At 68.6% G+C, this 25,597-nt stretch carries 17 protein-coding genes; 9 read left to right on the top strand and 8 right to left on the bottom strand.

The features are described 5' to 3' along the window. The first annotated feature begins 141 nt into the window (after window positions 1-141). From ACGFIV_RS15340 to ACGFIV_RS15320, 5 genes are read left to right on the top strand one after another with little or no spacing between them, the layout of a single operon-like run. Entirely contained in the window at window positions 142-969 is an 828-nt protein-coding gene (locus ACGFIV_RS15340; RefSeq protein WP_358558960.1) for an ABC transporter ATP-binding protein, read from the top strand. Further along, a complete protein-coding gene (locus tag ACGFIV_RS15335) occupies window positions 966-1,769 on the top strand; it encodes an ABC transporter ATP-binding protein (protein ID WP_358558962.1) in 804 nt (267 codons plus the stop codon). Before ACGFIV_RS15340 ends, ACGFIV_RS15335 begins: the two co-directional genes overlap by 4 nt. Further along, entirely contained in the window at window positions 1,766-2,656 is an 891-nt protein-coding gene (locus ACGFIV_RS15330; protein WP_358558964.1) for a branched-chain amino acid ABC transporter permease, read from the top strand. Before ACGFIV_RS15335 ends, ACGFIV_RS15330 begins: the two co-directional genes overlap by 4 nt. Beyond that, window positions 2,649-3,815, top strand: a complete 1,167-nt coding sequence (locus ACGFIV_RS15325) for a branched-chain amino acid ABC transporter permease (RefSeq protein ID WP_392835229.1) — start codon at window positions 2,649-2,651, stop codon at window positions 3,813-3,815. Before ACGFIV_RS15330 ends, ACGFIV_RS15325 begins: the two co-directional genes overlap by 8 nt. Before the next feature lies 1 nt (window position 3,816). Then, complete coding sequence (locus ACGFIV_RS15320; RefSeq protein ID WP_392835226.1) at window positions 3,817-5,079, top strand: ABC transporter substrate-binding protein; 1,263 nt, start codon at window positions 3,817-3,819, stop codon at window positions 5,077-5,079. Between the two features lie 88 nt (window positions 5,080-5,167). On the opposite strand, the gene ACGFIV_RS15315 is transcribed toward ACGFIV_RS15320, so the two are convergent. Then, window positions 5,168-6,343: a YncE family protein gene (locus tag ACGFIV_RS15315; protein ID WP_358561758.1), complete on the bottom strand. Its 1,176-nt coding sequence runs from the start codon at window positions 6,341-6,343 to the stop codon at window positions 5,168-5,170. Between the two features lie 467 nt (window positions 6,344-6,810). Beyond that, entirely contained in the window at window positions 6,811-7,455 is a 645-nt protein-coding gene (locus tag ACGFIV_RS15310) for a hypothetical protein (RefSeq protein ID WP_358561761.1), read from the bottom strand. Window positions 7,456-7,630: 175 nt separating this feature from the next. Here ACGFIV_RS15310 and ACGFIV_RS15305 point away from each other — a divergent pair, with 175 nt between their 5' ends. The 3 genes from ACGFIV_RS15305 to ACGFIV_RS15295 all read left to right on the top strand — a co-directional run bounded on the left by ACGFIV_RS15305 (window position 7,631) and on the right by ACGFIV_RS15295 (window position 16,719). Beyond that, complete coding sequence (locus ACGFIV_RS15305; RefSeq protein WP_392835222.1) at window positions 7,631-11,683, top strand: WD40 repeat domain-containing protein; 4,053 nt, start codon at window positions 7,631-7,633, stop codon at window positions 11,681-11,683. Between the two features lie 281 nt (window positions 11,684-11,964). Then, window positions 11,965-15,606 (top strand): CARDB domain-containing protein, encoded by a 3,642-nt coding sequence (locus ACGFIV_RS15300; RefSeq protein ID WP_358559439.1) that lies wholly within the window; start codon window positions 11,965-11,967, stop codon window positions 15,604-15,606. Between the two features lie 261 nt (window positions 15,607-15,867). Beyond that, on the top strand, window positions 15,868-16,719 hold the full coding sequence (locus tag ACGFIV_RS15295; protein WP_358559441.1) for a DUF72 domain-containing protein: 852 nt from the start codon (window positions 15,868-15,870) through the stop codon (window positions 16,717-16,719). Window positions 16,720-16,800: 81 nt separating this feature from the next. Here ACGFIV_RS15295 and ACGFIV_RS15290 read toward each other — a convergent pair whose 3' ends face one another. The 5 genes from ACGFIV_RS15290 to ACGFIV_RS15270 form a co-directional block, all read right to left on the bottom strand. Beyond that, entirely contained in the window at window positions 16,801-17,868 is a 1,068-nt protein-coding gene (locus tag ACGFIV_RS15290) for a hypothetical protein (RefSeq protein ID WP_392835218.1), read from the bottom strand. 53 nt (window positions 17,869-17,921) lie between these two features. Further along, entirely contained in the window at window positions 17,922-19,805 is a 1,884-nt protein-coding gene (locus ACGFIV_RS15285; RefSeq protein ID WP_392835215.1) for a hypothetical protein, read from the bottom strand. 71 nt (window positions 19,806-19,876) lie between these two features. After that, window positions 19,877-20,611 carry a toll/interleukin-1 receptor domain-containing protein gene (locus ACGFIV_RS15280; protein WP_392835212.1) on the bottom strand — a complete coding sequence of 245 codons (735 nt, stop codon included), beginning with the start codon at window positions 20,609-20,611 and terminating at the stop codon, window positions 19,877-19,879. Between the two features lie 13 nt (window positions 20,612-20,624). Further along, window positions 20,625-21,914: a helix-turn-helix domain-containing protein gene (locus tag ACGFIV_RS15275; RefSeq protein WP_392835209.1), complete on the bottom strand. Its 1,290-nt coding sequence runs from the start codon at window positions 21,912-21,914 to the stop codon at window positions 20,625-20,627. 726 nt (window positions 21,915-22,640) lie between these two features. Then, window positions 22,641-23,291, bottom strand: a complete 651-nt coding sequence (locus tag ACGFIV_RS15270; RefSeq protein ID WP_358560184.1) for an AAA family ATPase — start codon at window positions 23,289-23,291, stop codon at window positions 22,641-22,643. Window positions 23,292-23,561: 270 nt separating this feature from the next. Between ACGFIV_RS15270 and ACGFIV_RS15265 the strand changes: the two genes are divergently transcribed. Continuing rightward, a complete protein-coding gene (locus ACGFIV_RS15265) occupies window positions 23,562-24,863 on the top strand; it encodes a ThuA domain-containing protein (protein WP_358560183.1) in 1,302 nt (433 codons plus the stop codon). 61 nt (window positions 24,864-24,924) lie between these two features. On the opposite strand, the gene ACGFIV_RS15260 is transcribed toward ACGFIV_RS15265, so the two are convergent. Then, entirely contained in the window at window positions 24,925-25,569 is a 645-nt protein-coding gene (locus tag ACGFIV_RS15260; RefSeq protein WP_358560181.1) for a hypothetical protein, read from the bottom strand. Window positions 25,570-25,597: the final 28 nt, after the last annotated feature.

Here is a 25,597-nt window from a genome sequence, read left to right as displayed (position 1 = left end):
CGTTTCGTGACTCGCCGTTGTGCGGGCGCACAACGGCCTTCCCGCGGTGGTGGGCACCGGTCCCGACTTCACCGCCGCATCTGGACGACGGTGCGCATGCGGCGTTTACGTGTGCCTGCACCGACTGTCAGGAGGAACGACATGGACGCCACGGCGCCCCCGCCCGGTGACGCGGGGCTGGCGGTCAGCGAACTGGTGGTGAGCTACGGCCCGGTGCGCGCGCTGCGCGGGGTGTCCCTCCGGGTGCCTTCCGGATCGATCGTCGCCGTCCTCGGCGCGAACGGCGCGGGGAAGACGACGCTGCTGCGGGCGATCTCGGGGACGCTGCGCTTCCACCGGGGAGCCGTGGGCGGCGGGGCGGTCACCTGGGCGGGGACGCGTTTGTCCGGGGTGTCCGCGCCGGGCGTCGTGGCGCGGGGCGTGACGCAGGTCCCCGAGGGGCGGCGCGTGTTCGCGCGGATGACCGTGGAGGAGAACCTCCGCGCCGGCGCGCTCGGCGCCCGTGGCGGCAAGGAGGCCGCGCGGGCACGGGAAGAGGTCCTGAGCCTGTTCCCCGTCCTCGCCGAGCGCGCCCGTCAAAGGGCCGGCCTGCTCTCCGGGGGCGAGCAGCAGATGCTGGCGATCGGCAGGGCCCTGATGGCGCGTCCCGCCCTGCTGCTCCTGGACGAGCCCACCCTCGGCCTCGCCCCTCTGGTCTCCGCCCGCATCGCCGAGACCGTCAAGGAGATCAACGCCCGTGGCACCTCGGTCCTGCTCATCGAGCAGAACGTGGCCCTGGCCCTGTCGCTGGCCTCGCACGCGTACGTCCTGTCGGTCGGCGAGGTGGTGCTCGACGGCCCGACGGCCGAACTGGCGGCGGGGGACGAGGTGAGGCGCCGGTACCTCGGCGTCACCGGCCCGCCGGGCGAGGACCCCGCGCGACCGGCCGGCGAGCCGGGGCGCCGGACGCTGACGAGGTGGTCCCCATGACCACGTCATACCAACCGGACGGTATGCCCCTTCTCGACGTCAGGGACGTCACCGTGCGCTTCGCCGGGCTGACGGCCCTTTCCGGCGTGAGCCTCGCCGTCGCGCCGGGCACCGTACACGCGGTCATCGGGCCGAACGGCGCCGGCAAGTCGACCTTCTTCAACGTGCTGTCCGGGGTGTACCGGGCGACGTCCGGCAGCGTCCGCTTCGGCGACGCCGAGCTGACGGCGCTGCCGCCCCACCGGGTCGCCGCGCTGGGGGTGGCCCGGACGTTCCAGAACATCGCTCTCTCCCGCCACCTGCCGGTGCTCGACAACCTCATGCTCGGACGCCACCGGCTGACCAGGGCCGGTTTCCTCTCCTCCGGCCTGCGCCTGCCGCCGGCCCGCCGGGAGTGGGCGCGGCACCGGGCCCGCGCGGCCGAGATCGCCGCCTTCGTGGGCCTCGGCGACCACGTCGGCACGCCCGTGGGGCTCCTGCCGTACGGCGTGCAGAAACGGGTGGAGCTGGCCCGCGCCCTGTGCATGGAGCCCCGGCTGCTGCTGCTCGACGAGCCCGTGGCGGGGATGAACGGCGGCGAGCGGCTGGACATGGCCGAGCTGATCGTCGCGGTCAGGCAGAGCCTCGGCATCTCGATCCTGCTCGTCGAGCACGACATGGGCATGGTCATGCGCCTCGCCGACCGGGTCACCGTCCTCGACTTCGGGCGCCGCATCGCCGACGGCACACCCGAAGAGGTGCAGGACGATCCCCAGGTCATCCGCGCCTACCTCGGCACGAGCTCCCAGGAGGACATGTGATCACGTTCCTGGAGCTCCTCGTCAACGGGATCTCCATCGGGGCGGTCTACGCGCTGATCGCCCTCGGCTTCGTCGTCATCTTCAAGGCCACCGAGGTGGTCAACTTCGCGCACGCGTCGCTGCTGCTGGCCGGGGGGTACCTCGTCGCCCGCCTCCAGCCGGTGACCGGCTTCTGGGCCGCGCTGCTGGCCGGCGTCGCCTCGGCGGCGGTCATCGGGGCACTGGTGGAGTTCCTCGTCATCCGGCGGGCCGGTGTGACCTCGCACAGCGTGCTGGCGATCGTCACCATCGGCCTCGACATCGTGCTCACCACCGAGCTGACCCGGCAGATCGGCACCGAGATCCTCGCGCTCGGCGACCCCTGGGGCGACTCGGTGGTCCACCTCGGGCCGGTGACGGTCGCCGAGACCCGGATCGTGGCACTGGTCACGGCCGCGGCGCTGATCGCGCTGTTCCTGCTCGCGTTCACGTACACGGGCTGGGGCATCGCGATGCGGGCCACCGCCGAGGACGCGGAGACGGCCTCGCTGATGGGCATCCGGCTCGGCCGCGTCTCCCTGAGCGCGTGGGCGGTGGCGGGGGCGCTGGCGGCGGTCGCCGCGGTGTTCCTCTGCGTGTTCCCGACGCCGGGGCTGGACCGGGGCACCTCCTTCGCGGCGATCAAGGCCTTCCCCGCGGCGATCCTCGGCGGGCTCGACTCCACGACCGGCGCCCTGGCCGGCGGACTGATCGTCGGGGTCACCGAGGCGCTCATGACCGGCTACCAGAACCAGCTCGCCTTCCTCGGGCGGGGCATCGGGGACGTCGCGCCGTTCCTGGTCATGGTCGTCATCCTGCTGCTGCGCCCGGCCGGACTGTTCGGAACCAGGGAGACCGCCCGTGTCTGACCTTCGCAGGAGGCCCGCCGCACGGTTCCGGCTCGCCAGGGTGCCGATCTTGGTGGCGGGGGCGGTGGTGGCGACGGCCGTACCCTTCTACCTGGAGGGGTTCTGGCTGCAGACCGGGTTGTTCGCGATGTCGGCGGCCGTCGGCGCCATCGGGATCAACCTGCTGACCGGCTCCACCGGGCAGCTGTCCATGGGCCACGCCTTCTTCCTGGCGGTCGGCGCCTACGCCTACGTGTACTTCGCCGCCGTCCCCGAGGAGGGAGCGCGGCACGCGCTCGGCGGCCTCGGCCTGCCCACCCCGCTCGCGGCGGTGCTGGCCGTGCTGACGGCGGGGCTCGCGGGCGGCCTGTTCAGCCCCATCGCGGGCCGCCTCAAGGGCGCCTACCTCGGCATCGCCACCCTCGCGCTGATCTTCCTCGGGCAGCACCTGCTGTTCAACGCCGAGTCCGTCACCGGCGGCTACAACGGCCGGGCCGTACCGCCGCTGGAGCTGTTCGGGCTGGTCTTCGCCGACTCCCCCACGCTGGTCATCCTCGACGTGCCGTTCGGTTCCCTGGAGCGCCTGTGGTTCCTCGGGCTGCTCGCGGTGCTGGGCTCCGCCGCGTTCGCGCGCGGCGTGCTGCGCGGCCGTCCGGGGCCGGCCATGAACACCATCCGCGACCACGAGATCGCCGCGGGCGTCATGGGCGTCCCCGTCGCCCGCTTCCGGGCCGGGGTCTTCGTCCTGTCCTCGATGTACGGGGGGCTCGCCGGGGTGATGCTCGCCCTGGTCTTCCAGCGGACCGTGCCGGACCACTTCGGCATGCTGCTGTCGCTGGACTACCTCGCCATGATCGTCATCGGCGGGCTGGGGTCGGTCGGGGGCGCGGTCATCGGGGCGGTCTTCGTCTCGGTGCTGCCCCAGCTCCTCACCCGCTACAGCGACGCTCTGCCGCTGATCGCCGAGCCCGGCTCCGGCGGGGTGTCCCCCGCCGAGGCGGCCCGCATCCTGTACGGCGCGGCCGTGGTCACGGTGGTGCTCTTCCTGCCCGGCGGCCTGGCCGGGCTCCTCGGCAGGCTGCGCGCGACGATCACCGGCCGGACGTCACCCGCCCGCGCCCCGGAGATCCGGCTCTCCTCCTCACCTTCTCCGTCCCCCTCTCCCGACACCAGGAGCTGACATGGGCAAGTTCGGCATCCGTACCGGAGCCGCCACGATGGCGGCGCTCGCGCTGGCGGTCAGCGCCTGCGCGAGCGGCAAGGCCACGGGCGGCGAGCCCGCCACCGGGGGCGACGGGGTGAGGACCGGCCCCGGCGTGACCGCGGACACGATCTCCGTCGGCCTTCTCACGGACCTGACCGGGCCCTACGCGTCGCTCGGCAAGAGCATCACCCAGGCGCAGCAGCTCTACTTCGAGCAGGTCAACGCCGGAGGCGGGGTCTGCGGGCGCAAGATCGCGGGCATCGTGCGCGACCACGGCTACGACGCCCAGAAGGCCGTGGCCGCCTACACCGAGGTGGCGCCGAAGTCCGCCGCGATCACCCAGTTCATCGGCTCGCCGATGGTCACGGCGCTCAAGCGGCGTATCGAGGACGACAAGCTGCTGACGATCCCCATGGCATGGGCCACGAGCCTGCTGGGCGGCCAGGCGATCCAGGTGACCGGCACCACGTACGACCTCGACATGATCAACGGGGTCGACTTCCTCGTCAAGGAGAAGGGCGTCAGGTCCGGCGACAAGATCGGCCACCTGTACTTCGAGGGCGACTACGGCGAGAGCGCGCTCAACGGGTCGAAGTACGCGGCCGGGAAGCTCGGCCTCACGGTGGTGGAGCAGAAGATCAAGGCCACCGACCAGGACATGAGCGCCCAGGTGTCGGCGTTCAAGGACGCGGGCGTCAAGGCGGTCCTGGTGTCGGTCGGCCCCCGGCAGGCGGCCTCCCTGGTCGGCGTGGCCGTCGCCAGGGGGATGGACATCCCGTTCGTCGCCGGCAACTCGGCCTACAGCCCCCAGCTGCTCGGGACGCCCGCCGCCCCCGCGCTGCTGAAGAACTACTTCATCATGACCGCGGCCCCCCCGATGAGCGCGCCGCTCCCCGCCATCCAGAAGCTGGTCGCCGACTACCAGGCCAAGTACGCGGGCCAGCCGGTCGACAGCGGCGTCGGAGCGGGGTACTCGGCGGCGGTGATCGTCGGGGACGCGCTGAAGAAGGCCTGCGAGGCCAGGGACCTCAGCCGGGAGGGCATCGTCAAGGCCCACCGTTCCCAGCCCGCGTGGGAGGGCGGATTCGGGACGCCGATGGACTTCTCGCACGTCGACCAGCCCGCCTCGCGCGCCTCGTACGTGGTCAAGCCGGACAAGTCAGCGGTGGGCGGCGCGGTGATCCTCAAGGAGGCCGCCGTCTCCGGCCTGGCCAAGGACTACCAGGTGCCGGTCGGCTGACCGGCCGCCGCCTGGAGCGGCCCGCCCGGGAAAAAGGCTCCCCCCGGGCGGGCGGCGGCCTTCCCCGCCCCACCGTCAGCCGCCTCGCTCAGCGGAACACTCCGGTGTGGCCAAGGGAGTGAAGTCCGGGCTGCGGGTAGACGGCCAGGCCGTGCGGCCCCGCGTCCACCGGGATCTTCCGTACGAGGTGGCCGTCGTGGGTGTCGAACACGTACACGACGCTGTTGTAGCGGCCGGCGAGCCACAGGCGGCTGCCGTCGGCGGACACGCCGCCCATGTCGGGCGAGCCGCCGCCGGGGATGCGCCAGGTCGCGATCGGCCGGTGCTTGGCGAACGAGACCACCGACACCGACCCTGCCGCACGGTTGGAGACATAGAGGTTCTCGGAGTCCCGGCTGACGTACAGCCCGTGGGCGCCGGCGCCGGTCCTGATGAAGCGCCGCACCTTGAAGCGCTCGGCGTCGACCACCCAGACGCCGCCCTTGGCCATGTCGGCGATGTAGAACATCGTGCCGTCCGGAGAGAGCTTCACATCCTGCGGCATGCTGTGATGCGCCGGCAGGTTGACGACCTCGCTGACCTTCCGCCCGGCCACGTCGACGACCACCAGGTGGCCGGAGAACTCGCAACTGGCCAGGAAGGTCGAGCCGTCGGCGGTGAAGTCCGCGTGGTTGATGCCACGGCACGGCACGTCCACCGACTCGCGCAGCTTGAAGGTCTCCGGGTCGCGGAAGTCGAGCCTGTTCAGCCGCTCGGCCATGACCAGGGCGGTGGTGCCGTCCGGGGTGAAGTACAGGTTGTAGGGGTCCTCGACCTCGATGGGCTTGCCCGGCTTCCCGGTCGCCGGGTCGATCGGCGTGAGCGTGTTGCCGTCGTTGTTGTTGACCCACAACGTCTTCAGGTCCCACGAGGGGACGACGTGCTGCGGGCGCCTGCCGACCCTGAAGTGCCGGATGACCCTGTAGGTCTTGGGGTCGATGACGCTGACCGTGCCGCTCTCGCTGTTGGGCACGTAGACCAGGGACGGGAACCCGGCGACGGCGGGACTGAGCATGCCCGGCCGGTCGTGGGCGTAGACGTCCGCGACCATGGCCTCCTTGGCGCCGCCGTGCGGCTTCCGCTCGGCGGCGGGCGGGGCCTCCGGCGGCGTGGACGGCAGTTCGGCGTCCCGCGGCTGGACCCCGCCGGAACAGGCGGACACCGTCAGCGCGAGGGCGGCCCCGGCGGCGAGCAGCCGGACGACCCCCCGGGTGGTCCTTGTCATCCGCTCAGGGCCTGCCCCTCTGTCATCCCCCCGGCACGTGCCGGCTACGGCCACGCTAGGAGGGGGACGGTCAGGGAACACTCAAACCCGAGTCTGGGGTGGGTTCACCTTCGCCCTGCGGGAGCCCGCCTCGGGGGACACAACACCCGAGCCGGGCCATGCCCGGACAGGAGCGCATACGTACTCCTTGGGAAGGGTTCTCGTGCTTCCTGGAGAGCGCCCGCGCCCGGCTCGGCGGTGGAAAGGCCGGGCGGACGGTTGACACGTTTCAACGCGGTGAACGGAAGTTGAGACCGGCCAGGAGGCCTGTCAACGGATGCGATGAGTAAAACGTTCCACCGAGCCTCGCGCACCTGGCAGCCGTCACCGGGCCGATACCGGCCCTGCGAATGCCTCACCCTTCCCGGAAATGCACGGGGCCGCCGGGCCTCCGCGCCTCCTTACACCCGCGCCTTCGGGAGATCCGGTCATCCAGCCTCGTCGCCCAGTTTCCGACGAGGAGATTGGTCGCTTTGGTCGTTAATATACATATTTCCAGCTGATTGGTTGATTCGGGAGTGATCATAGGAGGTGGCGTTCATCTGGATTCCCGGCGGAACGGCCGGGGCCGCGAGTGGGGCGATCTGGTGGGCGATGACACGGTGGAGTGCGGGCACGAATCCCGGGGCCGCCAGCGCGTGGCGGCGGAGCCTGGACTGCCATTCCGTGACGAATTCGCTCCGGAGATCCGGCACGGCGTCCGCGGAGACGGCCGACAGTTCCCTGCGCGTCTCTTCGAGGGCCGCCTCGACGTCCGGAAGCCGGTCGGGAAGGGCGTCCCGCCACAGGCCGAGCAGCACCGCCCGGGCCTGTCTCCAGTTGTCGCCGGCCATCGCGTTCACCAGCGATGTGGCTTCTGTCCCGTCCAGTCGGTCCACGGTCGCCTCACCCTCCTGACGGCGTGACCTGGCCGCGCCACGCAGGCTCGCGGCCAGTCCCGCGAGCGCGACGACCAGTCCGAGCACGCTCGCGAGCTTGTCGGCGGTGTCGAGGCCCACGACGACGACCACGAGGACGATGGCGGCCGCCGCGCAGAGCGCCGCGCCCACCTTGAACAGCACGCGCCTTGACATGGAGCCATCATCGCCGGGAGACCCCGATCTGTCTCGCACACCAGGCATGGCGTTCTTATCGGGCCCGGGGCCGCGAGCTTTTCCGCGTGCCCGCAACACCATGCCGGCCGATGACCGGATAACGAATCGGCTCATTCTTCCACTCTTTCCTAAAGGTGATTTACCGTTAAGGTTGATGGACGAGCGGGAAGAAGAGCCGCGGATAAACATTCAGGCTCACGCGACGGGTTCGGCGAGCATCAATCAGGCCGCCGGAGATCAGCATTTCCATCTCGAAGACGGCACTCGCGTGCTGCGCCGTACGACGCCCGGCCGGATCACGGATGTCTGCCCCTATCCCGGCCTCGCCGCGTTCGGGCCCCAGCAGTCCGACTGGTACTGCGGGCGCGAGGAGGTGCTGGCCCAGCTCATCGAGCTGCTCGACCGGCGTCGCTCCGGCATCCAGATGATCATCGCGCCATCGGGCGCCGGCAAGTCCTCGCTGCTGGGCGCCGGGCTGCTGCCCAAACTCAAGGAGTCGGCGCTGCCCGGCTCCAGCAGGTGGCCCCAGCTGACGCTGACGCCCGGCGCCCACCCCGCCGACGCCCTCGCCGCGCAGGTCGCCGCCGTCACCGGGACGGTGACGGCGCCCGCCGGCTGCGTCGACGCCCTCGCCCTCCACCTCGCCGGCACACCGGCCATCGTGGTCGTGGACCAGTTCGAGGAACTGTTCACCCTGTGCGCGGAGGAAGGCGAACGGCAGCTGTTCCTCCGCCTGCTCGGCGAGCTCGCCGAGCGCGTCGGCTGGGTCGTCATCGGTCTCCGCGCCGACTTCTACGGCGCCTGCCTGCCTCACCCTCCGCTTCTCGCGGCGCTCCAGGACAACCCGCTCCTGCTCAAGAGCATGACCGTCGAAGAACTGCGCCGGACCATCCTCTACCCCGCACGGCGCGAGGGCTTCGCCGTCGAGTACGGCCTGGTCGAACTGCTCCTGCGCGATCTCGGCGCCGGTCCCGGCGGGGACTACGAAGCCGGCCGGCTTCCCCTCCTCGCCCATGCCCTGCGCGTCAGCTGGCAGCAGCGCGACGGGCACATCCTCACGGTCAGCGGCTACGCGACCACGGGCGGCATCAGCGGGGCGATCGCCACCACCGCGGACCGCACCCTCCGCGAGCTCAGCCCGGCCGGCCAGGCGATGACGCCGGGCCTGCTCGTCCGGCTCGTGAAGCTGGGCGACACCGGCACACCGGACGTCCGCCGCCCTCGCCGGCGCGAGGAGCTCGTCGACGCCAGCCACGACCCCGCGACCGCCCGCGAGGTCGTCGACGCCTTCACCGCCGCCCGGCTGCTCACGTCCGACCTGGAGACCGTCACCATCACCCACGACGAGTTGCTGCGCAGCTGGCCGAGGCTGCGGGAATGGCTCGGCGACAACCGCGAGGACCGGCTGGTCGAGCAGGCGCTCGGCGAAGCCACGACGGCCTGGCACCAGACCAAGGACGTCGACGCGCTCTACCGGGGGGCGCGACTCGACCAGGCGCGCGAGTGGGCCAAGAGGACCGTCAACCCGATCCAGGCGCCCGTCGCGCGGTTCCTGGATGCGTCCGAGCGCCTCCAGCGGAGGACGCTCCGGATCCGCAACGCGATCATCAGCGTGCTCACCGTCCTCAGCCTGCTCGCCACCACGGCCGCGGTGTTCGCGTTCACGCAGGGCAACGAGGCGTTGAGGCAGCGCGACCTCGCCGTCTACAGCCGGGTGCTCACCGAATCGGACCGGCTGCGGAACTACGACCTGTCGATGTCGGCGCAGCTCGCGCTGGTCGCCCACCGGCGGCGGCCCAGCGGCGACACCACCCAGCGCCTCCTCGGCACGCAGTTGTCCGCGCTGTCCATCCCGTTGATCGGGCACACGGACTCGGTGGCGTCGGTGGTCTTCAGCCCGGACGGCCTCACCGTGGCCAGCGCCGGCAAGGACAAGACCATCCGGCTGTGGGACGTCTCCGACCCCGCTGCCCCTGCTCCGCTCGGCCGGCCGCTCACCGACGGCCAGAACGGGGTGACCACCGTCGTGTTCAGCAGCGACGGCAAGCTCATGGCCAGCGCCGACTGGGACCGGGTCTTCCGGTTGTGGGACGTGTCCGACCGGTCGCGCCCGATGCTGCTCAGCCGTACGGACAACGGGGGAAAGCCCGAGGACGACAGCGCGGTCGCGCTGAGCCCCGACGGGAAGACCATGGTGAGCACCGGGGTGGGCAGCGCGATCGACCTCTGGGACATCTCCGACCCGCGCAGGCCCGCCAGGCTGAAGAGCCGGTTCACGAGCGACGCCACGACCGCGGCCCACAGCATGGAATTCAGCGCCGACGGTAACACCCTGCTCGACACGCGCGAGTTCGGCGGGACCGAACTCTGGGACCTCACCGACCGGGAGCACCCGAGGTTGCTCGACAGCCTCGACGCCGGCACCGCCACCTTCAGCCCTGACGGCCGATTCCTCGCGACCAGCGGCAGCCGTAACACCATTCAGCTCCTCGAACTCAAGGGCCGTGCGAAGCCCGAGGCGGCAGGGATCGCCATCACCGGGCACACCAACTCCATCGGCGACATCTCCTTCAGCCCTGACGGACTGCTGATGTCGACCGCGAGCGAGGACCAGACCGTGCGGATCTGGGACATGGCCGATCCTCACTACCCCACCCAGCTCGGCCCCCCGCTGGCGGGGCACACCAACGACGTCAACGCGGCCCGGTTCAGCCCCGACGGCCGCTACCTGGTGACCGCCGGAGCCGACTACGTGGTCAGGCTCTGGGCTCTGCCGCACACCCAGCTCATCGGGCACTCCTCGACGGTGACCTCGGCCGTGTTCAGCCGCGACGGTACCAAGATCGCCACGACGAGCGACGACCAGTCCGTCCGGTTCTGGGACGTTTCGGATCCGGCGGAGCCCAGACCGCTCGGCGGCACGGTCCCCGCCCACCGGGGGGTCTTCCAGACCGAGTCCGCGTGGAGCCCCGACGGCCGGCTGCTCGCCGCGTTCTCGGACTTCGAACACGTGCAGCTGTGGAACGTGTCGGACCTGTCCGCGCCGCGCACCGTCGGCAAGCCGCTGGCCAAGGGCGACGGAGTCGCCCTGTCGCCGGTGTTCGGGCCCGGAGGCCGGGTCCTGGCCTTCGGTGACGGCGAAGGCGCCGTACGGCTCTGGGACGTCGGCCGCCCGTCCGCCCCGCGCCTGCTCGGCACGACCGCCGGGCGCGACTATCCCGCGCTGACCATCGCCTTCGCCCCAGGCGGCCGGTTCCTCGCCATCGGGCACGGCGACGGCTTGGTCGCCCTCTGGGACGTCTCCGATCCCCGGTCACCGCGCCGGCTCTCCGACGGCGACACCGGGTCAGAGCTGACCTCCATGGCGTTCTCGCCGGACGGACGGGTCCTGGCGAGCGTCAACATCGACGAGGCGATCCAGTTGTGGGACGTCTCCGACCCGTGGCGGATGAGATCGCTGAGCGTGCTCCGATCGGCCCACAACGACGCCGTCAACATGGTCGCGTTCAGTCCCGACGGGAAGACCATGGCCAGCGGCGGCGAGGATCGCACCATCCGGATCTGGGACGTCACCGACCCCCGGCGGCCACGAGCGATCGGCGAGCCGTTCAACGGGCACAGCGACGATGTGCGAAGCGTCGCGTTCAGCCCTGACGGCGGCCTGCTCGCCGCCGCCAGCCGGGACAACACCGTGACGATCTGGTCCATGGACGTCAGGACCGCGATCGACCGGATCTGCGCCCTCTCGCGGGCGTCGATGACGAAGGACGCGTGGCGCCGCTACGTCGATCCGAACATTCCGTACGACCCGCCGTGCGCTCCCCGCACCGCGGCGGCGCCCGCGACTCCGGCGTCCTCGTCCTTCGACCTCGCCGGGGTCTGGCACGGCACCTATGAATGCCCTCAGGGCGAGACGTCCCTGCGCCTGACCGTGAGCCCTCCGGCCGCCGGCGGATCGCTCTCCGCCCGGTTCGACTTCGGGCCGACGCCTGGCAACGCCAGTGTCCCGCGCGGCGCTTTCACCGTCCACGGGCGGATCGCCGGTGGTCAGCTGAGACTGCTCCCCGGGCACTGGCTGGAACGGCCCCCGGGGTGGTCGATGGTCGGGCTCACCGCTCCCCTCCAAGACGCGCCGGCCCGTCCCACCCACCTGGAAGGCCACATGCTGAACCCGGCGTGCGGCACTTTCCGCCTGGCCCGCGCGTAGCGCCTCCGGCCCGGCGTTCACGGCCGCCCTTACCTCGTGTCACATCCGGTCGTCGGGCCGGGCCACGAACCTATTTCCCAGCCGTTGACGTGACCGAAGTGCCTATGTAACATTTGGCCAGCACTACGCAAAAATCTCGCAAACTAATGTTACTTTTTTCGCTGTTCCTCGCAACTTCGGGATGCACTGCGTCCGTGCACCTGCCCCCCATACGTGTGCGGTCAAGACGCATGCCTTCAAGCCCGGCCCTGTCGTGCTCGACAAGAGATTGAGGAACGCGAATGAGAAAGACGCACGGACCGTTACGGCTGGTGGCGACCCTGGTCGCCGCCGGCCTGCTCGCCATGGGGGTGGCCGTCCCGGCCTCCGCCGCGGGCGGACCCAACCTGTCGCCGGGCAAGGCGACCCAGGCCAGCAGCTCCTCGGCCGGATACCCGGTGTCGGCCGTCAACGACGGCGACCAGTCCACCTACTGGGAGAGCGCCAACAACAGCTTCCCGCAGTGGGCGCGGATCGACCTCGGCGCCGCCACGAGCGTCGACCAGGTCGTCCTGAAGGTGCCCGCGGCGGCCGTCTGGCAGACCCGCACCCAGACGCTCTCGGTCCAGGGCAGCGCCGACGGCTCCAGCTTCAGCACGGTCGTGGCCTCCGCGAACTACGTCTTCAACCCGGCGACCGGCAACTCGGTGACGATCAACTTCGGCGCCGCGACCTACCGGTACTGGCGCGTCAACGTCACCGCCAACACCGGCTGGCCCGCCGCGCAGATCTCCGAGTTCGAGCTGTACGGGGCCGGTAGCGGCGGCGACAACCAGGCCCCGACCGCGCCGGCGAACCTCGCCTACACCGAGCCCTCGGGCACCCAGATCCAGCTGACCTGGACCGCCTCGACCGACAACGTGGGCGTCACCGGGTACGACATCTACGCCAACAACCAGCTTCGGGCGAGCGTCGGCAAGGTCACCACCTACACCGACACCCAGCCGTCCACGGCGACCGTGAGCTACTACGTGAAGGCCAAGGACGCGGCGGGCAACCAGTCGGGGGCCAGTAACTCCGTGACCCGCACCGGCACCGGCGATCCGGGCACGAACCTGGCGATCGGCAAGGAGATGGTCGAGTCCGGCCACGTGCACACGTTCGTCGCCGCCAACGCCAACGACAACAACGTGGCCACCTACTGGGAGGCCAACTCCGGCGCGTTCCCGAACACGCTGACCGTCAAGCTCGGCGCCAACGCCAGCGTCAGCTCGGTCGTGGTGAAGCTCAACCCCGACTCCTCCTGGGGCACCCGCACGCAGAACATCCAGGTCCTGGGCCGTGAGCAGAACGCCACGACGTACCAGAACCTGGTGTCGGCGGCCAACTACACCTTCAACCCGGCCTCCGGCGGAAACTCGGTGAGGATCGACCTCTCCGCGACCGTGGCCGACGTCCAGCTGAAGTTCGCCGCCAACACCGGCGCACCCGGCGGACAGGTCGCCGAGTTCCAGGTCATCGGCGTCCCCGCGCCGAACCCCGACCTCACCGTCACGAGCCTCTCGTGGGCCCCGGTCTCCCCCATCGAGACCAACGCGATCACCCTTTCTGCCACGGTCAAGAACTCGGGCACCGCCGCCTCCGGCGCGGACAGCGTCAACCTCTACGTCGGCGGCGCGCTGGTCGGCACCGTGGCGGTTCCCGCCCTTCCCGTCAACGGCACCGCCACGGTGACCCAGAACATCGGCACCCGCCCCGCCGGCACGTACACGGTCAGCGCCACGGTGGACGCGGACAACACGGTCTTCGAACAGAACGAGACCAACAACACCCTCGTCGCGGCGTCGCCGCTGGTGGTCGCCGAGGCTCCCGGCCCCGACCTGCAGGTGCTCAGCATCAGCTCCAACCCGTCCAACCCGGCCGTCGGAGCGTCGGTCACGTTCAACGTGGCGGTGAAGAACCGCGGGAACACCGCCGTGGGCGTCACCACCGTCACGCGTCTGGTGGTGGGCGGCACCACGCTCAACACCAACACCGCGCCGATCGCGGCGGGCGCGACGGCCAACGTGGCCGTCAGCGGGAGCTGGACCGCCACCAGCGGCGGCGCCACCATCACCGCCACCGCCGACGCGACCAACGTCGTCGCCGAGACCAACGAGACCAACAACACCTTCTCGCAGGCGATCGTGGTCGGGCGCGGCGCGGCGGTCCCGTGGGTCGAGTACGAGGCCGAATCCGCCAGGTACCAGGGCACGCTGCTGGAGGCCGACCAGCTGCGCACCTTCGGGCACACCAACTTCGCCACCGAGTCCTCGGGCCGGAAGTCGGTGCGGCTGAACAGCACCGGCCAGTTCGTCGAGTTCACCTCGACCAGCCCCTCCAACTCGATCGTGGTGCGCAACTCCATCCCCGACGCGCCGAACGGCGGCGGCATCGACGCCACCATCAGCCTCTACATCAACGACACCTTCGCCCAGAAGCTGAACCTCACCTCACGCCACAGCTGGCTGTACGGGAACACCGATGGCCCGGAGGCGCTGACGAACACCCCCCAGGCCGACGCCCGGCGGCTGTTCGACGAGTCGCACGCGCTGCTCACGCAGAGCTACCCGGCGGGCACCAGGTTCCGGTTGCAGCGTGACGCGACCGACACGGCCTCCTTCTACATCATCGACCTGATCGACCTTGAGCAGGTGGCTCCGCCGGCGAGCCAGCCCGCCGGATGCACCTCGATCACCGACTACGGCGCGGTGCCCAACGACGGGAAGGACGACACGGCCGCCATCCAGCGGGCGGTGACCGACGACCAGAACGGCGTCATCAGCTGCGTCTGGATCCCCGCGGGGCAGTGGCGGCAGGAGCAGAAGATCCTCACCGACGACCCGCTGAACCGGGGCCAGTACAACCAGGTGGGCATCAGCAATGTCACGATCCGCGGCGCGGGCATGTGGCACTCCCAGCTCTACACCCTGACCGAGCCGCAGGACGTGGTGGGCGGCATCAACCACCCGCACGAGGGCAACTTCGGCTTCGACATCGACAGCAACACCCAGATCTCCGACATCGCCATCTTCGGCTCAGGCCGTATCCGCGGCGGAGACGGCAACGACGAGGGCGGGGTGGGCCTGAACGGCCGGTTCGGCCTGAACACCAAGATCACCAACGTGTGGATCGAGCACGCCAACGTGGGTGTCTGGGTCGGCCGTGACTACGACAACATCCCCGCCCTGTGGGGCCCCGCCGATGGACTGCAGTTCAGCGGCATGCGCATCCGCGACACCTACGCCGACGGCATCAACTTCACCAACGGCACGCGGAACTCGCGGGTGTTCAACTCGTCGTTCCGCACCACCGGCGACGACGCGCTCGCGGTCTGGGCCAACCAGGCCGTCAAGGACCAGGTCGTCGACAACACGCACGACAACCACTTCGTCAACAACACCGTCCAGTTGCCCTGGCGGGCGAACGGCATCGCGATCTACGGCGGCTACGACAACTCGATCGAGAACAACCTGATCTACGACACCATGAACTACCCGGGCATCATGCTGGCGACCGACCACAGTCCCCTGCCGTTCTCGGGGACCACGCTGATCGCCAACAACGCGATCTACCGTGGTGGCGGCGTCTTCTGGAACGAGGATCAGGAGTTCGGAGCCATCACGCTGTTCCCGTCGAGCAGGGACATCACCGGTGTCACCATCCGCGACACCGACATCTACGACTCGACCTACGACGGCATCCAGTTCAAGACGGGCGGCGGCAACATGCCGAACGTCGCGATCACCAATGTGAAGATCGACAAGTCCAACAACGGGGCCGGCATTCTGGCCATGAGCGGGGCTCGCGGAAACGCGACGCTGACGAACGTGACCATAACGAACTCGGCCACCGGCAACATCGTGCGGCAACCAGGAACGAGCTTCGTGATCACGGGCGGCTAGCCTTCGACATGAACCTCGCCTGGGCTTAGACGCCCGGAAACGACCAGCCATGCGGCGCGCTCCCGGTCCTTTCACGGGGGGCACGCTCATGGCTGGTCGTGCTCGTCCGGCGAACTCGCCGATCGCGGCAAGATCCTGCGGCGGCTCAGGCCGGTGGCGAAGCGGGCGCGGCCCGCGACGGCGTCCCCCGCGTACGGGCCTGGCCGGAACCCGTTTCCGGTCGTTTCCCCGCCCGCCTCCTGTTTCGGTAACGTCGAGCCCATGCGGCTTCATGTGGGATGCGCGATGTGGACGCACGCGCCATGGCAGGGGCGCTTTCTGCCTCATCCGCTCCCTCCCGGGGAACGCCTGCGGTCCTACGCGACCTGGTGCGACGCGGTCGAGGGCAACACGACGTTCTACGCCACACCGGCGAGGAGCACCGTGGAGTCGTGGGCGCGGCAGACCGGCCCCGACTTCCGCTTCGTGGTCAAGCTGCCCAAGCCGATCACGCACGAGCACCGCCTCACCGGCGCCGGCGAGGAGCTCCGATCGTTCCTGGAGGCCATCGAGCCGCTCGGTCCGCGAGCCCACGCCCTCTGGATCCAGCTACCAGGTTCGTTCGCCCCGGCCGACCTCGGCGCCCTGGCGGGCTTCCTTCGCCGGCTCCCCCGCTCGCACAGGTACGCCGTCGAAGTCCGCCACCGCGCGTTCTTCGAGGACGAACGATCCGAGCGGCTCCTCGAGCGGGTCCTCGCGGGCGCCGACGCCGAGTGGGTCCCGTTCGACACCACGACCCTCTTCCAGAGCCCTCCCACCACCGACGCCGAGCGAGAGGCGTGGACGAGGAAACCACGCGTGCCTCGGCGGACGCGCGCCCTCACCGACCGTCCGATCGTCCGCTACCTCGGCAGGGACGCCGCGGCGAGCACGATCGAGGGCTGGCGGCCGTGGACCGACGCGGTCACCGAGTGGCTGCGCGAAGGCCGCTCCCCGACCATGTTCATCCACACCCCCGACAACGCCGACGCCCTCACCCTCGCCCGCCGATTCCACGCCGACGTACGGGCCCGCCTACCCCAGCTGGATCCCCTCCCCGAACCACTCCCGACAGAACCACTGACCCTCTTCTGACCGCCCGGCCCTTCTGGAGGCCCCGAGGCTTCGCCTGCCCGGATCACCGGGCCGAGCCGTGCGCCTTCTGGCCAGTTCGAGTCAGAAGCCCGGCTCACCGTCGGGCCGATCGGACGAGGGATCAAAATCATCGAAGTGAGGTGGATCGGGGGTGTCGAACCGGCGCACCAATTCGGCAGCCACCTCCGGACGACCGTACTTCGCGGCGTATTCGGCCACTTCCCGGCTGAACAGAGCTCGCTGCGGGTCATCCTCGGGGAAACCCATCCCCCGCAGAAAGGCGTCGAAGTGGTCGGCGGCGGACGCCTCACCTTCCCCAGAGGATCCGGCCGTCCCATCGTGCCGCAGGTTCTGCATCCTGGTATCCGCGGGTGCCACGAAGGCCGGATCCGGCACCAGATGTTGAAATAGCTCGGGGACATCCTCGTTGTTCGCCGCCGAGGAGAGCCGGGCCAGAAGGCCTATGTCCTGCACGGTCTTCTCTACCTGGTCCTCGTTCCTGGCGAGCCACCAGACCACGGCGCTACCCGTGTCCTTCAACACGTCGTTGCCGAGATAGTCCCGCCTGCTCTGCTCCTGTTTCCTCTCGTGCTCCCAGACCGCTTTCTCCTTACGCATCGTGGCCAGTTTGTCGAGTCGTGCCTGGTCATTCTCGGAGAGAACGAGCGTGACCGATTTGGCCATCACCTGCAGGCAGCCTGAGGCCTCGGGCTGCATCCTGCCCAGCGCGCCGTTCAACTCGTGCTGGACGAGCGAAGCCCTTCCCGGTTGCCGTCTCTCTGTGATCGCACGCGCGCGTTGCAGGATCGCCTCCACCGCGAGGGCACCCGGGTTGACGATGGACCTGGTCGCCGGGGCGCCGTCCGGGCACCAGTACACGGTCGCGGAGAACCGGAAGTCGTAGTCGTCCCAGCCGCTTGGCAGAACCACGTCGACTACCCGCCGCTCCTGACGCTCCGACAGCGTCACGGGCAGGTAGCGCAGGGGCGCGGAAGATCTCATTCGGCGCGCGACGGCCCTGAGGAGCAGGACCGCTGCGGTCACGAGCACCAGGGCCAGCACCAGCGACGTCCAGAACGGCAGTGGAGCCAGCAGGACGAGACCGGCAAGAAGCGGTGTGCAGAAGATGGTGAGGTAGACCGTCACCACCTTGCGTCCAGAACTCATGGAGTATCCCCCTGATCCAGGGTCACGGTGATGGTTTACGCGGCGAAGATGCCCAGGACGGTGTTGATCTTCTGCCGGAGGACGTCGACGAGGAGTGCCCGGCGTCGCCGCTCGTCCGGTGTGCCGCTCATGAGATGGGAAACGTCCCGTGCCAGGACGTACAGGCGAGACAGGACGTCCGTACGCTCGCCACCTCCTCCGACCAGCACGTCGAGGAGCAGGTCACGGTGACGTTCGTCGTCCGCGGCTGTGAGCAGCCATTTCCGGACCTGGCGGCTCCATGTCTCATGCTGTCGCCGCTGGAAGACGACGTTCCAGCCGGCGATCAGCTGACCTCGCACGACGGGTTCGGCTATGGGCGCGTGACCGCGAGTCCCGACGTCGGTGAACGGCGCCGGATCGGCTACGTGCAGGAAGAGGTCGACGTCGGCCTGCCACTCTCTCCCCGTGCTTCCGGTGAAGGCGTAGACGAGCCGGTCCAGCATGAGGCGATGGAGACGGGGTGTATCTCCGATCAGTCGCACAAGCGCCTCGCGTGCGTGAGGAGCACCCCGCTCCCTCCTGGCCAGGTGATGGAGACGGACCACGGCCTCGTCCGGATGACGCACCGCCATCACTTCGAAGCACAGTACGACCAGAACCTGGCCGAACCTGTCGGGCAGCCGCATCTGCGACCAGGTGTAGATCTGCCTCCGGAAGAACCGGCCCAGGTCCTTGTGGCTGAGTCCAGCTTCCAGCGCCTTGGCAGCCGCCTGCAGACGAGCATTGGTCGTGGGCTCCCTGGTCCACTGCGACACGGAAGAGCTCACCATGTCCGGGTACCCGTCGCGCAGGCACTGCTCGACAAATCGCTCGACCAGAGTGTCCCGATCGCGGACATCAAGGGCCGCCGTGTCGACAGCATCGGCGACCCATACATTCAAATGGTCACGAAGCTCCGGCATGTGCTTCCAGAAGTGGGCACGAACCGCCGCGTCGTAGCCGAACTGAGTGAACCGCACCCGGCCGGACCCATCGGGTTCCGCCTTGATCTTGGTGAACCGCTCCGCGAGGTCCGCTCCTTCCAGCAAGGAGTGCTGTTCTGGAGGGTGCTTCACCGCCCGCAACAACGAGACGCCGGCCCGGTGGATGCTTTCCGCGCGGGATCCCTGCAGCATGGCCGTGGCCAGTAACAGGGCGCGTTGCGGTCCCTCCCGCAACACGGCGACCTCGTGGGCGACCTCTGTGCCCAGGCCGGTCTGAGCGTCGCCGGCGCTCTTGCACCACTCCGTGAATTCGCCCTTTCCCTGCGACGTCGTTCGCGCGCCGACGATGAGCCCGGCGAAGTCGGCGATCTGCCGGATCGACGGGTTCGTGTCCAGGAAGGCCGACAGAGCCTTGGGCTGGGAGGCGATCTGGGCCCCGGGGACGCCTTCTACGCGCAGATAGCGTCGAACCACCTCCAGTCCCTGCGGGCGGCCGATCTCGACGCGATAGCGATCGAGGTCCGTCCGGACCCTTTCGATCCTGTGCCACGGGAGCACGACCACCAACCGGGCGCCGTGCTCCAGTACGGCCTTGCGCAACGAGGACAACTCGTCCTGGATGTCGGTCCAGAGCTGTTCCCTGATCTCGGAGAGATCCAGCAGCAGCAGGTCGCCGTCGCCGACACGGTCGGTGTCAAGGCGGCGAGGGCTGTCCTCGTCTTCCGGCAGCAGCTCACGGATTGCCTGGGTACCGGAACGCAGTTCGTACAGGAGCATCCAGGCCGCGGTGTTCCGTCCGCTGCCCGGCACTCCGTCCATGAGGACGGTGCCGTGTTCGGCCAGGACCGTCCGCGCCCTGCCGAAGCCCGCCGGATGGACGAAGCACCGCCAGAGCCACAGCAGTTGGTCATCGGCGATGGCCCGCGGAGTCCTCCCCTTGGAGTCAGCGAGCAATATGTTGATGTCGCCTGTTCCCGCATGTACCTGCCCATAGGTGGTCGATACGGAAGAGTTGATCGAGTCGCTCAACGGACGTCATCCTCGTTCCTGCGACGACCTCCGAACTGGTGACGGATCCCGCCCTGGTTGTCTCCAGCGACGTACGTTGCCCCATCTCCAGAAAAGCGCGGGGAGTTGTTGTTGATGTCGCCCTTACCCGTGTGTATCGAGCCCCGGTCGCCCTTGATGACATTGCCGACGTCGCCGGTGACGTCGCGGTTCTGAACGGCCGTGCCGTTCACGTCGCCCACCGAGTTGCTCACGGATCCAGGAGCCGGAGAGGGGGAGGCGGTGGAGTCGGCCTCCTTGAGCGACGGGACGTACTCGGTGATCCTGCGGGCGATGCGCGTGAGACCCGGCTCGGCATCCTGCTGAAGATCCAGTGGCATCGACTGGAGGTCCGCCAACCCGGCCAGTTCCTCGGGCAGATCGGCGGGGTTCAGGCGCTCGGTTCTCCGCCCGTCGAGAACCGGTATGACCGGCACCCCGCAAGCGAACGCCTCGAGGATCTCCCTACGGACCCAGTCGTCCTTGTCGTGCAACGCGGGATGCCTGCTCCATTGAGGGCCGATGACGGCGAGCAGGACGCCGCTACGCCGCACACCGCTGAGCAGTCTCTCGGGATATTTCTCGCCCGGTCTTATGGATGCCGATGCCCGGAAGGCTTTGCCCTCCCCGAAACGACGTACCAGGTCTCTCTCGATCGTGATGGCGGTCCTGTCTCCGTCTCCTGTGCGGTAATTGATGAACACGTCGTGCATGGCGGTTTCCTCCCTAGGGGTTGACGATCTGCAAAGCCGCGTTGAGCTCGGGGGTCAGGGCTCGCACCGACCGGTTCAGCGGGTGGCGGGCCAGAGCACGGGCGAGGCTCCGCAGATCTGCGGCGATGGTCGCGGAACTTACGGTCATGGCGCCATCGAGCAGGCGACCGGTCAGATCGCATGCGTGGTCGACCTCTCCAGCGACGGCGTAGGCGAGCGCTCGGCGAGCGCCGTAACGGACTTGGGTGCGCAGTGCTCGTGACGACACCTGCGCCAACTGGGCGTCCAGGGCCTCCGCCGCTTCCTTTGGGCGCCCCAGGTCATGAAGGCACCAGCCGGTGATCATCGCGACCGAGTCCGACAGGTTCATGCTGCCGATGACAGGGGCATCCGAAGCCGTGGCGTGATGGGCGAACAGCGCACGGGCGACGTCGAGGCTGCGCATACAGGCGTCGTAGTCACCCGCGAGGGCGTGTCCCTGCGCCTCCCGTTGCGCGGCCAAGCCTCGGATCCGCAGGGGAACCTTGCTGGTCTGTGCGCGCCGAGCCAGCTCGACAGTGTGCTCGGCATCCCCGCGATATAGCGTTACGAGTGCGCGACGGACCAGCCCGTACGCGGCCAAATCATGGTCGCCACCGGCGGCCGCAAGGTCGACAGCGCGTTGTGTCCACCACAAGGCTGCCCTTTCGTCGCCGGCCTCCTGCGCCAGCCAGCCGACGTATTCGGCGTACCGGGAACCCAGCTTCAGCAGGTCCTCACGAGTGCTGGAGCCAGCGTGCGCGGACAGCTCACGGAGTAGATGTGTTTGAGCGATGAGCGTAGGGAGCAGCAATCCCGGATTACCCGTCTGGCCGAGTTGCCGGTACTGATCGAACAATGTGCGCGACGCTTCCAGGAACTTCTCGGCCTCGGTACTTGACGACGATGCCGGCCTGCCGATGCTCATTCCCGCCATCGAGGCGGCGCCCGCTATGATCACCTGCCGTCGGCCAACGGGGTGGAACCAACTCCCCCCGTTCGCGGATAACTGCATCAGCCACACCTCCTCATCTCCTGTACTTGCCTCGGTGGGGTCTTCTCCGGAAGGACCTTCGCGCACCATGGCGGTGAACGTGCCTCCGGCGTCGAGCGTGGCGTCGCAGAGTCGAGCCAGCTCGCGGCTCGGTGCCTTGGCACCCGTCTCGACCTTGCTCAGCTGACCCTTGCTGTAATGCACGAGCTGGGCGAATTCGGTAAGGGTGAGGCCGGCGGCGAGACGCCGACGGCGAAGTTCTGCTCCGAACTGAACCAGCCGTTGAACCACGTGGACCTCCGTCACTGTGAGTCCGAACAGCTGTGAGCCACCGCTTGCAACAGTGCGGCAGCCGACGTCGAACGGACAAGGGCGATGCCGGTGTTTCCCGTTTCCCGATTTGAAGACGACAAGAAATCGTCATTGGCGCCGATACGTATCCCCGATTCGGTTCCGGGACTCCACCCGGATCGGGTCAAATCCGACGCAGAGAGCAGCCATCGTGAAGACTTGACAGATTCTTTGACGCACTAAATTGCATTAAAAGCACATATAGGCACCTTTGATGATAAAGGAACAGCCAACGGGCCGCCTAAGGATGGACGCACCCGATCCACACGGCGCCCGAGTCCCTTCACAACCAGATCCACCTGGTCTTGCCGCCGGAAGATATTGCCCCTATGGATGGGTGCGCCTCGCGCAGATCCCGCGCCGTCTGCTCACGCAGGAGTCCGTCGGCTTTCACTCTCGATCCGACGAACCCTAATCTTTAGCCATGAGAGCTTGGCACGACGCCCATATGAGGTTTTTCGTTGACCTGCGCTGAACAAATAGCCCGAGACGGACAACTAAATGCCGACCTGACTAGTCTTTCCGTCACAACCGCACCAGAAGTAAGCCGACGGGCTAGCCTGAGGTTCTCGCACTGCGATCGGTGGGATTGCGTTTGATGAGGGTGCGCAAGCTTCAGACGTGGCATGAGGAGTGCTCCGCTGGAAAGCGGATCAAGGATGACGGTCAAGGCCTTTTCGAACGCGTGGCGTCAAAGCGGATCCTGGTCAGCCGGTCGGCGGCGGGGCGGTCGAGGACGGTGACGCCGGCGGCCGAGGGGAGGCCGTGGGCGCGGGCGCTTCCGATGAGCACGTGCCAGCGGCGGCAGTGCCGGGCGAAGGTGGCCGCGGTGACGACCCGCCCGCGTGAGTACTGCCCGGCACGGGCCGTCTGCGGCGGGATGTCGAGGAGGATCACGTGCATGGCGGCGCCACGACGCCGGGCGAGCCAGGCGAAGCCGTACAGGATGTGCGGCCAGGTGCCCCTGGTGTGCGCGACGACGGCGTGCCCGCGCAGCACCGCGCGCGCGATACGCGACACATGGGTGGCGTGCACGATGGGGGTACGGGCCCGCGTGGGGACCGGCCCGAGGTAGCGCGCCCACCAGTTGCGCGCCTGGCGGGAGTCGATCACCCGCACGCCTCCGGCCACCACAGGCTCCGTCTCGTCACCTTTCAGTCCGTACAGGCGGGCGAGCAGCGTGCTCTTGCCGGCTCCTGGCAGGCCCGCGAGCAGCACCAGCGACCCGGCGGGATAGCGCAGTTCGCCGACGGACGCCATGGCCTGGACGTGCTGCCGCTCGTGCTCCGGCCGTGGGATGGTCGGCTCAGGGATCATTGGCTCTCGTCCTCTGCTCGGGAGCCCGATGGGGAGCGAGCGGAGTCCACCGGTCCAATCGGGCCCGTTGACATGAGGAACGCACGGAGCCCGCGAAGAGTTTCGGGACCGGCCTCTGTCCAGCCCACCGGCGCCCTTGACAGCGACATTTAACATGATTTCAATTAAGTCATAAAGAATGATCTGAAGGCATGCCGAAGTGCGGAATGCCTGGTCATCGCTGTGCCTGCGAGTGGAACCGTCGTTGTCGAAAGATAGAGGAACACGCGTATGACCAGGAGCACCATGGCGGACGCGGCCCGGGCACGGACGTGGCTGCTCGCCTTGTTCGCCGTAGTATTCGGCCTCACTGTCATCCCGGCCGCCGGTGGCGCACAGGCGGCGATCGCCCCGAGCTTCAAGGTGCTCGCCTTCTACAACGGCACCTGGGACGCGGCCCACATCAACTTCGTGCAAGAGGCCAACCGGTGGTTCCCGCAGGTGGCAGCGCAGAACAACTTCTCCTATACCGCCACCAACAACTGGGACCAACTGAACGCCGGCAACCTTCAGCAGTACCAGGTGGTGCTGTTCCTGGACGACCTTCCCCAGACCGCCGCTCAGCGATCGGCGTTCGAGCAGTACATGCGCAACGGCGGAGCGTGGATGGGATTCCACGTGTCCGCGTTCAACACCGATCCCCAGACCTGGCCCTGGTATCACAACCAGTTCCTGGGCACCGGGGCCTTCAGGTCCAACACCTGGGGACCCACCTCGGTCGTCCTGCGCACGGAGAACGCGACCCATCCCTCGACCGGACGGCTGCCGGCCACCTTCACGTCCTCGGTCAGCGAGTGGTACAGCTGGAACAACGACCTGAGGAAGAACCCGGACATCAATATCCTGGCGTCCATCGACCCGTCGAGTTTCCCCGTCGGGACAGATCCCAACCAGTCGTGGTACAGCGGCTACTACCCCATCATGTGGACGAACAAGAACTACAAGATGCTGTACGCGAACTTCGGCCACAACGCGATGAACTACGACACCAACACCGGGCTGTCCTCCACATTCGCCAGCGAGGTGCAGAACCGGTTCGTCATCGACGGCCTGCTGTGGCTGGGCGGAGCGGGCACTCCGCCGCCGTCGGACACCATCTCCCCGACGGCCTGGTACAGCCTCGCCAATCGCGGGAACGGGAAATGCGTGGACGCCCGGGCGGCGGCCTCGTCGAACGGCACCGCGATCCAGCAGTACACCTGCAACGGCACCTTCGCCCAGCAGTTCCAGGTCCAGCCGACCAGTAACGGCTTCGCGCGGATGAACAACCGCAACAACAGCGCCCAGGTGATCGACGTGACCGGTGTGTCCACGGCCGACGGCGCCCCTCTTCAGCTGTGGACGTACGGCGGCGGCAACAACCAGCAGTGGCAGGCGCTGTCCGAGGGCGGCGGCTACTACCACTTCGTCAGCCGCCTCAGCGCGAAGTGCCTGAGCGTGCCGGGCGCCTCAACGGCCGACTCCGTCCAGCTGGTACAGCGCACCTGCGACGGCACGCCCGCGCAGTCGTTCCGGATCTCCCAGCAACCCTAGGCGCGGGGGATCATCGCGCGGGCGGGGCGTGCCGGAAGGCGAGCCCCGCCCGCGCCATGGATCAGAGCGCGCCGGTCTCGATCGCGGCCTTGAGTCCCGCTTGCGTCTGCTGGTGGGAGGCGACGCCGTTCGTGACGACGAAGTCGATCAGCGAGGCGTCGGCTTCGAAGGTGAGGTGCTCGGTGACCTGGGTCGTCCCGCCGGGCAGCTTCTTGAAGACGATCTTCTGGTGGGTGACGACGTTGGGCTCCGACCAGGTGTCCGTCTCGTAGTAGAGGTCCTCCTGGTGAATGCGCTGTTGCGCGTGCGTCTTGCTGGTGACGATCGTTCCCTGGTACGGGATGTCCTCGATCGCCGTGAAGTTGATGTAGCGGATGTCGCGCCGGCACCACTCCTTGTGGGTGACGACGCGCTTCAGGAACGCGGCCCTGCCGATGTGGTTGCTGATGATCGAATACTTGGCGAAGACGCGTTGCACGGGAGCGTTGATCTGGATCGAGATCTGGGCCGTGTCCCGGCTCCGCCCCACCCCGGGAACGGGAGGCGCGGTGTCGTAGAACTTGTAGGTGTCCCACGCGGTCTGCCACTGGAGGGCGAGTTCGGCATCGCTCTCAGGCGTGTCCGCGCGGGCTGGGCTGGTGAAGGCGGTGAGGGCGAGTGTCGCGGCGAACAGCGGGGCCGCGAGAAGTCGCAGGAGCTTCTTCACATACACCTCAAGAAGAGACAGTAGATGC

Source organism: Sphaerisporangium sp. NPDC049003 (assembly GCF_043197795.1).
In the GTDB taxonomy this organism is placed as follows: Bacteria; Actinomycetota; Actinomycetes; order Streptosporangiales; family Streptosporangiaceae; genus Sphaerisporangium.
Note: the sequence above shows the minus strand (reverse complement) of the source record. Positions and strands in the feature narration are given on the sequence as shown.